Source organism: Pseudomonadota bacterium, from assembly GCA_023229365.1.
Classification (GTDB): domain Bacteria; phylum Myxococcota_A; class Polyangia; order JAAYKL01; family JAAYKL01; genus JALNZK01.
The window spans coordinates 20,755-32,164 of sequence record JALNZK010000056.1 but is presented as its reverse complement, the minus strand read 5'-3'; the positions used below and the strand labels follow the sequence as shown (position 1 = coordinate 32,164).

At 70.5% G+C, this 11,410-nt stretch carries 10 protein-coding genes; 8 read left to right on the top strand and 2 right to left on the bottom strand.

Annotated elements, in window-relative coordinates; all coding sequences use genetic code 11:
- Positions 1-7: 7 nt before the first annotated feature.
- Positions 8-772, bottom strand: coding sequence for an AAA family ATPase (locus M0R80_19475; protein ID MCK9461815.1), 765 nt, complete (start codon positions 770-772; stop codon positions 8-10).
- Between the two features lie 112 nt (positions 773-884).
- Between M0R80_19475 and M0R80_19470 the strand changes: the two genes are divergently transcribed.
- Positions 885-2,105, top strand: coding sequence for a DUF2891 domain-containing protein (locus tag M0R80_19470; GenBank protein MCK9461814.1), 1,221 nt, complete (start codon positions 885-887; stop codon positions 2,103-2,105).
- Between the two features lie 31 nt (positions 2,106-2,136).
- Entirely contained in the window at positions 2,137-2,745 is a 609-nt protein-coding gene (locus M0R80_19465) for a hypothetical protein (protein MCK9461813.1), read from the top strand.
- Here M0R80_19465 and M0R80_19460 read toward each other — a convergent pair.
- Positions 2,723-5,158 carry a Smr/MutS family protein gene (locus M0R80_19460; protein MCK9461812.1) on the bottom strand — a complete coding sequence of 812 codons (2,436 nt, stop codon included), beginning with the start codon at positions 5,156-5,158 and terminating at the stop codon, positions 2,723-2,725. The two genes, M0R80_19465 and M0R80_19460, sit on opposite strands and share 23 nt — an antisense overlap.
- A gap of 100 nt (positions 5,159-5,258) precedes the next feature.
- On the opposite strand from M0R80_19460, the gene M0R80_19455 reads away from it, so the two are divergent.
- From M0R80_19455 to M0R80_19430, 6 genes are all read left to right on the top strand, one after another.
- Positions 5,259-6,617 carry an ATP-dependent 6-phosphofructokinase gene (locus tag M0R80_19455; GenBank protein ID MCK9461811.1) on the top strand — a complete coding sequence of 453 codons (1,359 nt, stop codon included), beginning with the start codon at positions 5,259-5,261 and terminating at the stop codon, positions 6,615-6,617.
- Between the two features lie 61 nt (positions 6,618-6,678).
- Entirely contained in the window at positions 6,679-7,479 is an 801-nt protein-coding gene (gene mazG / locus M0R80_19450) for a nucleoside triphosphate pyrophosphohydrolase (protein ID MCK9461810.1), read from the top strand.
- Positions 7,476-7,778: a phosphopantetheine-binding protein gene (locus M0R80_19445; GenBank protein MCK9461809.1), complete on the top strand. Its 303-nt coding sequence runs from the start codon at positions 7,476-7,478 to the stop codon at positions 7,776-7,778. The genes mazG and M0R80_19445 overlap by 4 nt, the downstream gene beginning before the upstream one ends.
- A 100-nt stretch (positions 7,779-7,878) precedes the next feature.
- Entirely contained in the window at positions 7,879-8,310 is a 432-nt protein-coding gene (locus M0R80_19440) for a DUF4398 domain-containing protein (GenBank protein ID MCK9461808.1), read from the top strand.
- A complete protein-coding gene (locus tag M0R80_19435; protein ID MCK9461807.1) occupies positions 8,311-9,438 on the top strand; it encodes an OmpA family protein in 1,128 nt (375 codons plus the stop codon).
- 15 nt (positions 9,439-9,453) lie between these two features.
- Entirely contained in the window at positions 9,454-11,259 is a 1,806-nt protein-coding gene (locus tag M0R80_19430) for a hypothetical protein (protein ID MCK9461806.1), read from the top strand.
- Positions 11,260-11,410 lie beyond the last annotated feature (151 nt).

Sequence of the window (11,410 nt, the reverse complement as noted above, 5' to 3'; positions counted from 1 at the left end):
GGGTCGTTCACCGCCCGATCTCCAGGTACTCGCGCGCGAACTCGAGGTAGCGCTGGGTCCCCTTCGACTTCACGTCGTACAAGAGCGCCGGCTTCCCGAACGACGGGCTCTCCGAGAGGCGAACGTTGCGCGGGATGATCGTCTCGAACACGCGGCCGTCGAAGTTCTGGCGCACCTCGCGGGCGACCTGCTCCGAGAGGTTGTTGCGGGAGTCGTACATCGTGAGCAGGATGCCGTCGATCTCGAGGCTCGGGTTCAGCCGCTCGCGCAGGATACCGATCGTCTCGAGCAGGCGCGACAGCCCCTCGAGCGCGTAGTACTCGCACTGCAAGGGGACGACGACGGCGTCGGCCGCGCACAGGGCGTTGAGCGTCAGGAGGCCGAGCGAGGGCGGGCAGTCGATGATGATGTAGTCGTACCGATCTCGGATCGCGTCGAGCGCCTCGCGCAGCCGCGCCTCGCGATCCTCGGCGTCGACGAGCTCGACCTCGGCGCCCGCGAGATCGCGGCTCGCGGGGATCAGGTCGAGGAAGTCGAGCGTCGTGGGCGTGATCGCCGCCTCGGCAGGGACCGCGCCGATGAGCACCTCGTAGGAGCTCGCCGCGGCGTCGTCGGGGTTGACGCCGAGCCCGGAGGTCGCGTTCGCCTGCGGATCGAGGTCGACCACGAGCACCGTCTTCTCGGCCGCGGCGAGAGAAGCGCCCATGTTCACGGCGGTCGTCGTCTTGCCGACGCCGCCTTTCTGGTTCGCGACCGAGACGATGCGTGACATCGAAAAACCCAATGATATTGAGAGCATACGCTCTGCAAGCCCTATGAATACACGTTCTTCGGATCGATGGCAATGGGTTTCCGGGACAGCGCGGGACGCGTATGATGACGCCATGTGCACGACGACGAAGAACCGCGCCCTGCGCGTCGCGATTGTCTCCCTCGCGGCCGCGCTCTCGGGCTGCGCGAACGACGAGCCGAGAGCGGAACCGGCGGCGGAGGCGAAGGCCGCGCCTCCCTCGTCGCCCGACTACCGCGACCTCCTGCGCGAGCTGCCGGCGCCCGCGGAGCGCAGCCTCGACGCCGCCCGCGCGGGCGAGCTCGCGGCGCTGTCGCTCGCCTGCGTCGATCGCGAGTACCCGAACAAGCCGAGCGAGATCCTGGACGGCGACGAGACGATGCGGCCGCCGCGCGTGCTGCACCCGGCGTTCTTCGGCTGCTTCGACTGGCACTCGTCGGTGCACGGCCACTGGGCGCTGGTGCGGCTCATGAAGACCACCGGCTTCGCGGAAGAGGGGAGGGCGCGGGAGGCTCTCGAGGCGCACTTCACGGCGGAGCGGATCGCGGGCGAGCTCGCGTACTTCGCGGAGCCGCTCAGCAGGACCTACGAACGGCCGTACGGCTACGGGTGGCTCCTGCGGCTCGCGGCGGAGCTGCGCACGTGGGACGATCCGGACGCGCGGCGCTGGGCGGCGATCCTCGAGCCGCTCGAGCGGCACGTCGCGGCGGCGCTGTCGCGCTACCTCGAGACCCTCTCGGTGCCGATCCGCGACGGCACCCACAGCTCGACGGCGTTCGCCCTGGCGCACGCCCACGACTACGCCGTGGCGACCGCCGACACGGGGCTGCGCGAGCTCCTCGAGCGGCGCGCGCGAGACTTCTACCTCGCGGACGCGGCGTGCCCGACCGCCTTCGAGCCCTCGGGCGAGGACTTCATCTCGCCGTGCCTCGCGGAGGCGGATCTCATGCGCCGCGTGCTCCCGAAGCAGGAGCTCGCGACATGGCTCGACAGGTTCCTCCCCCCGCTCGACGCGCCGGCGTTCGCCCCGCTGCGGACGGCTCCCGTCGTGAAGGATCGCGAGGATCCGCGCATCGGGCACCTCATCGGCCTGTCGCTCCAGCGCGCCGCGGCCTACCGCGGGATCGCCAGCGCGCTCGAGGAGGGCGATCCGCGCCGGGCGGTGCTCGAGCGGCTCGCGGCGATCCACCGCGAGGACGGCCTCGGGAAGATGGCGGGGAGCGGCTACGGCGGCGAGCACTGGCTCGCGTCGTTTGCGATCTACCTCCTCACCGACGCCGGGCCCTACGCGGCCTCGCCCGGGGTCCGGCGTTGACTCCCTTCGGCGCCGGGTTATCATCGCGGCCATGATGAAGCCAGTCCTCGCCATCGCCGCCGTGCTCTTCATCGCGGTGCTCGCGTTCCGCTTCGTGCGCGGCCTCATGCTCGGGCGGCGGGTCTCCGCGGCGGCCGGCCGCTGCGAGATCGACGGGGACGCGGATCCGGAGCTCAAGCGCCTCGTCGGGGAGGCGATCTCGTCGGGCAAGCCGCGCGAGGGGCTGCGGCAGATCGAGCGCCGCGCCACGTCGGGCGAGGCGTCGTCCCGCGCCACCCACCACTGCGCCGCCGGGAACCTCGCCCTCACGGAGATGAAGCGCCCGGGGCTCGCGGTCGCCCTGTTCCTCCGCGCGCTCCGCGAGGATCCGACGTGCCTCCCGGCGCTCGAAAGGCTGCGCGAGATCCTGATGGCGCAGAAGCGCTACCGGCGGCTCGAGCAGACCTGCTGGGAGCTGCTCTCCCGGCTCGACGACGCCGACGTGGGCACGCCGATCTGGTTCCGGGCGTGGACGGTGCTCGCGGCGACCTACTCGACCTCGCCGCGGCAGGTGCGGCGCGCCGACGCGATCCGCAAGATGCTCGCCTCGTTCGAAGCGGACGACGAGGGCGAGGAGGCTAACGGAGCCAGGCAACGGTGACGCCGTCGCCGCCCTCCTCTCGATCCCCGGGGCGCCAGCGCGCGACGTAGCGCGAACCGTCGAGGTGGCGGCGGATCGCGTCCTGGAGCGCGCCCGTCCCGAACCCGTGGATGACGAACGCCGCGTCGGCCCCGTCCCGCAGCATGGCGTCCAGGAAAGCGTCGACGCGATCGATCGCCTCGTCCACGGTGGCGCCGCGCAGATCGAGGACGTTGCCCGCGGTCCGCACGGGTCCCCTGGGCACGGCCTCGACGCGATCGGGCGCCTCCTCGCGCGCCGGCGCGGGCTTCTTCGGCGCCGGGCCTGTGCGGGGCCGCGCCTCGCCGAGGAACCGGAGATCCTCGAGCGGCACGCGCAGCCGCGCCGAGCCGAGCCGGACGAACGCCGTGTTGCCGCGCAGCGGCTCGGCGACGATCGCCTCCTTGCCGAGCGAGACGACGTGGACGCGCGCTCCCTCGCGAAGATCATCCGGGAGCGCCGGGGCGCCGGGCAGCTCGTCGGGCCGGCCCTGGCCGAGCGCGCCGCCGGGGGCCAGCCGCTCGGCGACCGCGTTGATCGCGTCGCGCGCCGACTTCGCCCCAGGGGCGTCGACCCTCCGCCGCTTGAGCGTCGCCTCCGCGTCGCGCACCCGCTCCCGCGCCCGTCGGATCTCCTGCCAGAGCGCCTCCCGCTCCTTGTCGACGAACCGCTCGTCCCGCGCCCGGAGCCGGACCATCTCGTCCGCGTGCCGCTTCGCCTCCGTCGCGAGCGCGCTGCGCTGCTCCGCGAGCGCGAGCCGCTCGATCTCCGCGTCGTGCTTCGCCTTGTCGAGCGCGGCGACCGCGGACGCGAGCTCCCGCACGCCCTCGGGGAGGAGCCTCTGCGCCGAGTCGAGGACGGCGTCCGGGATCCCGAAGCGCGCCGCCACGGCGAACGCGCTCGAGCTCCCGGGCAGCCCGAGCCGGAGCTCGAACGTCGGCCTGCCGCCGCCGACGTCGAACCCCATCGCCGCGTTCACGAAGCCGGCCTTGTCCTGGGCGCGCGACTTGAGCGTGTCGAAGTGTGTCGTCGCGAGCGCCGTCGCCCCGCCCGCGACCAGCGCCTCGAGCGTCGCCTCGGCGAGCGCCGCGCCCTCGAGCGGATCCGTGCCGCCGCACAGCTCGTCGAGGAGGACCAGGCCCCCCGCCCGCGCGGCGGCGAGGATCGCGGCGATGTTCCGCATGTGCGCCGAGAAGGTCGAGAGGTTGTTCTCGAGGCTCTGGTCGTCGCCGATGTCGGTCAGCACGGCGCGCGGGATGCCGATCCGCGACCGCGGATCCGCGGGCACCGGGAGCCCCGCGGCGAGCATCAGCCCGAACAGCCCGACCGTCTTGAGGAGCACGGTCTTGCCGCCGGCGTTCGGGCCGGAGACGAGGAGGCACTCCCCGCGGCGCAGCGTCACCGTGGCGGGCACGACCGCGACGCCGTCGAGGACGAGCAGCGGGTGCCGCGCCCGGATGATCTCCGCCTCCCCGGGCCCCGCGCGCGACGGGGCCGCGGCGTCGAGATCCAGCGCGAGCCGCGCGGCGGCGATCCCGGTCTCGAGATCGACGATGATCGCGCACGCGAACGACACCTCGTCCATCTGATCGCGCACGGCGGCGCCGAGCGCCGCGAGGATCCGCGCCTCCTCGCGGATGACGTCCTCCCGCGCCAGCGTGAGATCGTTCGCGAGGCCGACCACCTCCTCGGGCTCGACGAAGACGGTCGCGCCGGTGCTCGACGTGCCGTGGACGATGCCGCGGATCCGCCGGTGGGCGTCGGTCCGCACCGGGAGCACGTACCTGTCGTTGCGCAGCGTGACGGTCCGCTCCTGGAGCAGATCCGCGTCGCGCTCCGCGATCTCGTCGAGCCGCGCGAGCAGCCCCTGCCGGAGCGAGACGGCGCGCCTGCGCAGCCGGCCGATCTCCGGGCTCGCGCCGTCGGAGATGGCGCCGTCCGGCTCGAACGCGGACTCGATCTCCTGGGCCAGGCGGGAGAGCGAGAGCGCCCAGCGCTCGCCGCCCTTCGGGATCGCCAGGGCCGCGTTCAGCGGGCACCTGTCGCGCCGGTTGTCCAGGTAGCGGGCGGCCGACGCGTACAGGCCGAGGTTCGCCGCGATGGCGCAGAGCGCGTCGCCCGGCACGGCGCCGGCGCCCCGGACGTGGGCGAGCGCCTCGGCGAAGGGCCTCGCGGCGAGGCGCGGCGGCGCGTCGTCCTCGCGGAGGCGGGAGAGGATCTCGCCGACCGCGGCGAGGCGCGCCCAGGCCTCGTCGTCTTCGAGGAAGGGCAGCGAAAGGCAGCGCAGGGCGGCGTCCTCGCACGCGCAGCGCGCCGCGAGGTGGGAGAGGAGCCGGCCCCACTCGAGATCGTGGAGCGCCTTCTCGTTCGCGATCATGCCCGTCTTTGAACCCACGGCGCCGGGGGTGTCAACATTGACGGCGCGTTCGCGGCGACGCAACATGGTCCGGCGCGACGCAGGGGAAGGCGCGCCCAGCCGGAACGAGGAGCATGCGATGAAGCACAACTTCGAAATCGAGAAGCTCGGGCCCGCGACGTTGGACTCGCCGCTCGAGCTCGGCACCGATCCGGGAGACAACGTCGTCGATTTCACGGCCGACGATTCGCGCATCGTGGCGGACGTGGAGTGGTCCAAGATCGCGGAGAGCCTCCGCGCCGGCGGGACGCCCCCGCTCCTCGAGCTCGCCGGGCCGCGGCAGAAGATCTTCTTCGACCCTCTGCTGCTCGGGGTCGGCATCGTGACCTGCGGCGGCATCTGCCCGGGACTGAACACCGTGGTCCGCGGCCTCGTGATGGCGCTCTGGCACGGGTACGGGGTGCGCCGCATCCACGGGTTCCGGTACGGGTTCGCCGGCCTCGTCCCGCAGGAGGGGCACCCGGTCGTCGAGCTGACGCCGGAGCGCGTGCGCGACATCCACACGATGGGCGGCACGGTGCTCGGCACGTCGCGCGGGCCGCAGGATCCGGCCGCGATGGTCGACACGCTCGAGCGGATGGGGATCGGCCTCCTGTTCGCGATCGGCGGCGACGGGACGTTCCGCGGCGCGCTCCGGATCCACGAGGAGGTCGCGCGGCGGGGCGCGAAGATCGGCGTCGTCGGCATCCCGAAGACCATCGACAACGACATCCCGCTCGTGGATCAGACCTTCGGGTTCGACACCGCCGTCGGGCTCGCGGCCGAGGCGATCAGCGCCGCGTACGCGGAGGCGCTGTCGACGGTCAACGGCATCGGGCTCGTCAAGCTGATGGGCCGCGCGTCGGGCTTCATCGCGGCGAACGCCGCGCTCGCCATGCGCAACGTCAACCTCGTGCTCATCCCGGAGCTGCCTTTCGATCTCGAGGGCGACGGCGGCGTCTACGCCTACCTGGAGGACAGGTTCGCGCAGCGGAAGTTCACGGTGATCGTCGTGGCGGAGGGCGCCGGCCAGAGCCACCTCGAGGCGGAGAGGCGGACCGACGCGTCCGGCAACGCGGTGCTCGGCGACATCGGCGTCTTCCTCAAGGACCGGATCCAGGAGCGGTTCGCGAAGAGCGTCAAGCTGTCGCTCAAGTACATCGACCCGAGCTACATGATCCGCTCCGCGCCGCCGTGCTCGACCGACTCGATCTTCTGCGGCTACCTCGCGCAGGCCGCGGCGCACGCCGGGATGTCGGGGCGCACGGGGATGGCGGTCGGCCGTTCGCACGGGCGGTTCACGCACATCCCGCTAGAGCGGCTCGCGGGCCATAGGAAGAACGTCGACCCGGAAGGAGACATGTGGCGATCGGTGCTCGAGTCGACCGGCCAGCCGATCTACCTCACCAACTCGCCGCCGAAGAGCCTCTCGCGGCCGAGCTACACCCCGCAGATCTGACCCCGGGCGCGGAGACCGCGCCGCTTGCCCGCGCGGTGTCGCCGTGCTACCCGTTGTCGCCGTGAGCGCGAACCGCGAGAGCGAGGAACCCCGGGGCGCCGAGAAGGCGTTCGCCGAGCTCGTCGAGATCATCCGGCGGCTCCGCGCCCCCGGCGGCTGCCCCTGGGATCGCGAGCAGACCCACGAGACGCTGAAGCCGTTCCTGATCGAGGAGTCGTACGAGCTGCTCGACGCCGTTGACCGGAAGAGCGACGACGAGATGCGCGAGGAGCTCGGGGACGTGCTCCTGCAGATCCTGCTGCACGCGCAGATCGGCGCCGAGCGGGGGGCGTTCGACATCGCGGCCGTGGTCGCGGGCCTGAGCCGGAAGCTCGTGCACAGGCACCCGCACGTCTTCGGCGAGACCGCGGTGAGCGGCGCCGGCGAGGTGCTCGTCAACTGGGAGAAGATCAAGAAGGGCGAGAAGGCCGGCCGCGGCCTCTTCGACGGGCTGCCGCGGAGCCTCCCGGCGCTGCAGAAGGCGGCGCGGATGGGCGAGAAGGCCGGCCGGGTGGGCTTCGACTGGCCCGACGCCGCGGGCGTGCGCGACAAGGTCGCCGAGGAGCTGCGCGAGGTCGACGAGGCGATCGCGGCAGGCGATCCCGGACAGGTCGAGGACGAGCTCGGGGATCTCCTGTTCGCCGTCGCGCAGTGGGCGCGCCACCTCGGCCACCTGCCGGAGGAGGCGCTGCGCAAGGGCTGCGGGACGTTCGCGACGCGCTTCGCGGCGATGGAGGCGCTCGTGCGCGCCTCGGGCCGGGAGCTCGGCGCGCTGTCGCCGGACGAGCTCGAGGGCGCGTGGCGGGAGGCGAAGCGCGGATGACCCCGAACGAAGACGCTTCGGGGGCGGGCGCGCGGCGCGACGAGGAGCTCGCGCGGATCCGGGAGCGGGTCGCCTTCGTCCTTTCGAAGGTCTCGTCCGGCGCCGCCCTCGGGCCGGACGACGATCTCGCCGCGCTCGGGATGGACTCGATGGCGCGCCTCGAGCTCCTGGCCCAGCTGGAGCAGGAGTTCGCGGTCGAGCTGACCGAGGACCTGATCCCGGAGTTTCGGACCGTGAACCGAATCGCGCGCATCATCCGAGGCGCGCTCGCGCCGGCCAACCCCGGCTCCGCCTCCTGAGCCGGTCCCACCTCATGTTGACGTGGAAGAACGAGTTTGATAACTAAGGTTAATTCTCAAGGGTCCCGTACGGTTGGAATGTGAACAAGGGAGGACGCTCGTGAACGGTAGGTTATCCGTGCCCGTCGTGTCGTTCGTCGTCCTGTTGCTCGCTGGGTGCGCCCCTATCGAATACACCGTGGTGATCGTGGAGGCCTCGCAGGCCGTCGCCGCCGCCGAGGTCGCCGGCGCCCATTGCACCGACGCCCAGCTGGAGGCGCGCTCGCCCGTCGCCGCGGCGTCGGCACCGGATCCGGGCACCGCGATCGCGACGACCGACACCGCGAAGCCCTCGGCCTCCTCCCTCGAGGGGAAGCCGCAGTGCGCGGCGCCGTACGAGTACTATTCCGCCGTCGAGTTCCTGCACAAGGCGCGCGAGGAGGTCGGCTACTCCGACTACGAAGCCGCGATCGAGTACGCGCGCGAGGCGCGGTCGTTCGCGCGCAGCGCGCGGGAGATCGCGCTCCGGTACAGCCGCGAGAGGGGGCGCTAGATGCGTGCACCGTCGTCGCACAGCCTCGTCGCCGCGGCCGCGCTCGCGCTGATCGCCGTCGCCCAGCTCGGGTGCGCGGAGACGGCCCGGCTCAAGGGCGGCATCGAGTCGGCCCAAAGCCGCGTCGAGCAGGTGGAGCGCAACGGCGCCTACACCTGCGCGCCCAAGGAGCTCGCGCTCGCCAAGTCGAACCTCAAGTTCGCGTCGCTCGAGATCTCGCAGGGGATGAGCAGCCGGGCCCGCGATCACTACGAGGTCGCGATGTCGAACCTCGAGAAGGCCGAGGCGAGCTCGCCGCCGGAGAAGTGCGCGGGGCTCGCCGTCGTCGTGGCCGCGCCGCTGCCGCCGGAGTGCGTCGACGCGGACGACGACCGCATCTGCGCCGACGTGGACAGGTGCCCGGACCAGGCCGAGGACCTCGACGGCGTGGAGGACACGGACGGCTGCCCGGAGGATCAGGACACCGACGGGGACGGCATCATGGACTCCGCCGACCAGTGCGTCGTCGACGCGGAGGATCGCGACGGCTACCTCGACGAGGACGGCTGCCCCGACGACGACAACGACGCGGACGGCATCCCGGACACGCGCGACAAGTGCATCGACAACCCGGAGGATCCGGACGGGTACGAGGACGAGGACGGCTGCCCGGACAACGACAACGACGCGGACGAGGTGCTCGATCCTGACGACGAGTGCCCGAACGTGAAGGGCGACAAGGCGAACAAGGGCTGCCCGAAGAGGTACGAGGGCGTGGAGATCACGGAGACGCACATCCGGATCAACCAGATGATTCACTTCGCTTACAACAAGGCGAAGATCCTGCCGGACTCGTTCCCGATCCTCTCGACCGTGGCGCAGGTGCTCCGCGACAACCCGGAGATCACCCTGAGCATCGAGGGGCACACGGACAGCCGCGGCAACGACAAGTACAACAAGAAGCTGAGCACCAAGCGCGCCAAGGCGGTCTTGGATCACCTCGTCAAGAAGGGGATGATCGGCAAGGGCCGGTTGACGTCGCAGGGATGGGGTGAGGAGAAGCCGGTGGACACGAACCTGACCGACGACGGCCGGGCGGCGAACCGGCGCGTCGAATTCGTGCGGACGGACGTCCCACAGAACGAGTAGGAACGGATGCTGCCAATGAGAGGAATTCCGACGTTCGTGGTGTTGTCTGCGGCCGTGTCGCTCGCGCTGCTCGCCGCGGGCGGGGAGGCCCGCGCGCAGGCCGGGGGACCGCAGGGCACGGTGCTCCAGCTCAACCAGCAGGCGATGGCGATGTACGGCGACCTGCGGTTCGCGGAGGCGAAACAGCTCCTCCAGCAGGCCGAGGCGACGTGCAACCAGTACGGCGTCCGCGGCCAGCCGCTCGCGAGGACCTACGCGAACCTGGGCATCGTCGAGGCGGGCGGCATGGGCAACAACGCCGGCGCGCTCGACTACTTCAAGAAGGCCTTGTGCCAGGATCGCACCGTGATGCTCGATCCGCTGAACACGACGCCGGACATCCAGATGCTGTTCAACGCGGCGCAGGGGCAGGTGCAGGCGCCGGGCGCGTGCTCGGGCGCGGCGCCGGTGCCGCCGCCGCCGGTCTACCCGCAGCCGCAGCCCCAGCCGCAACCGCAGCCGCAGTACCCGCAGCCGCAGCCCCAGTATCCGCAACCGCAGCCGCAGGCGATGCAGGTCATCCGCCACATGCAGGTCACGCAGCAGGCGCGCATGGTGCCGATCCCGATCTTCGCCGAGGTGAACCCGAACGTGTCGGTCGGGCAGGTCATCCTGTTCTACCGCACGGTGGGCGAGCGCATCTACCAGCAGGTGCAGATGCAGCAGCACACGTCCGGCTACGCCGCGACGATCGGGTGCGACGTGCTCACGACGCTCGAGCCGATCGGCATCGAGTACTACATCGCCGTGCTCGATCCCGCGAACCAGCTCCTCGGCACCGCGGCGAGCGAGATGCAGCCGTACCAGATCAGCATCGTCCAGACGCTCACCGTGCCGCCGCCGGCGCTGCCCAACGAGACGCCGCCGGGCGCGTGCACGGCCGAGTGCCCGCCGTGGAACCCGGACTGCAACGCCTCCTGCAAGCAGCTGGGGGATCTGTGCGACAACGACGCCGAGTGCTGCTCCGGAATGGCGTGCGTCGGGGAGATGTGCACGACGTCCGAGGGCGGCGGCGGCGGCGGCGGCGACTTCAAGTCGCACTTCCGCATGTCGATCAACGCCGGCACCGGCGCGGGGGTCGTCACGGGGGGCAGCGAAAAGCCCTACAACCAGGTCTCCAAGGGCGATCTCAAGATCGCGACCGGCTTCGCGTTCGACAAACTGCACATTCGCGCCAACCCGATGATTAGTATTCCACCGGTGCCTTGGCTTGGGGTGGGGCTCATGTTCCGCGGCGGCATGGCGTTAGAAAAATACGCGACTCCGGCGGCGGTTTCGCAAAACAGAGAACATGTGATGCCGTTCGCGCCGTCCTTTCTTCTCCTCACTTCGTTTAGGGTAGTAGGCGACGATGACGGTACAGGTTTCCAACTCCATATCATTACAGGTCTTGGTTTTGGAATTTTCCAGAGCCGAGTGGAGTACAAGGACTGCAAGCCAGTCGAGGCCGACGACGACGGCTACGAGTACAGCGGCGACACGAGCGAATGGGAGACCGACGACGGGGTCGAGTACGAGGAAGGCCAGCTGATCTGCCTCGACGGCGATGGTGACAAGGATTTCGTAGACGAGGACGGTTGGAACGGATCGAGCGGCAGGATCACGCACTTCTTCCGCGAGGTGAAGGGTTTTGATGCGGAAGTTGGGATGGATGGGTACTACTGGTTTATTGACAATTTTGGGGTTAATTTTGGTGTGACACTTGATTTTCTTTTTGGGCAGGAAGGTATGATGATTCTTCCGAACATCGACATCCAGGCCGGCCTCGCGTTCCAGTTCTGATAGCGCGCCCGCCGAGCATTTCTCACGGCGTTTCAAAACTCCAGAGCGAACGGTTTTCGCGCCCCTCCGTTATTGACAAACGACGTCGTTGAGGGTCATTCTCTTTGAAACGTTCGACCCGGTTTTCCGGAATGAACGCCGTGAAATGAAA

Bases quoted from the DNA above. Each gene is read 5' to 3' on its own strand.
- M0R80_19475 (MCK9461815.1), bottom strand. From the start codon at position 772: ATGTCACGCATCGTCTCGGTCGCGAACCAGAAAGGCGGCGTCGGCAAG.
- M0R80_19455 (MCK9461811.1), top strand. From the start codon at position 5,259: ATGAAGCACAACTTCGAAATCGAGAAGCTCGGGCCCGCGACGTTGGAC.
- M0R80_19430 (MCK9461806.1), top strand. From the start codon at position 9,454: ATGAGAGGAATTCCGACGTTCGTGGTGTTGTCTGCGGCCGTGTCGCTC.
- M0R80_19465 (MCK9461813.1), top strand. From the start codon at position 2,137: ATGATGAAGCCAGTCCTCGCCATCGCCGCCGTGCTCTTCATCGCGGTG.
- M0R80_19470 (MCK9461814.1), top strand. From the start codon at position 885: ATGTGCACGACGACGAAGAACCGCGCCCTGCGCGTCGCGATTGTCTCC.
- M0R80_19435 (MCK9461807.1), top strand. From the start codon at position 8,311: ATGCGTGCACCGTCGTCGCACAGCCTCGTCGCCGCGGCCGCGCTCGCG.
- M0R80_19445 (MCK9461809.1), top strand. From the start codon at position 7,476: ATGACCCCGAACGAAGACGCTTCGGGGGCGGGCGCGCGGCGCGACGAG.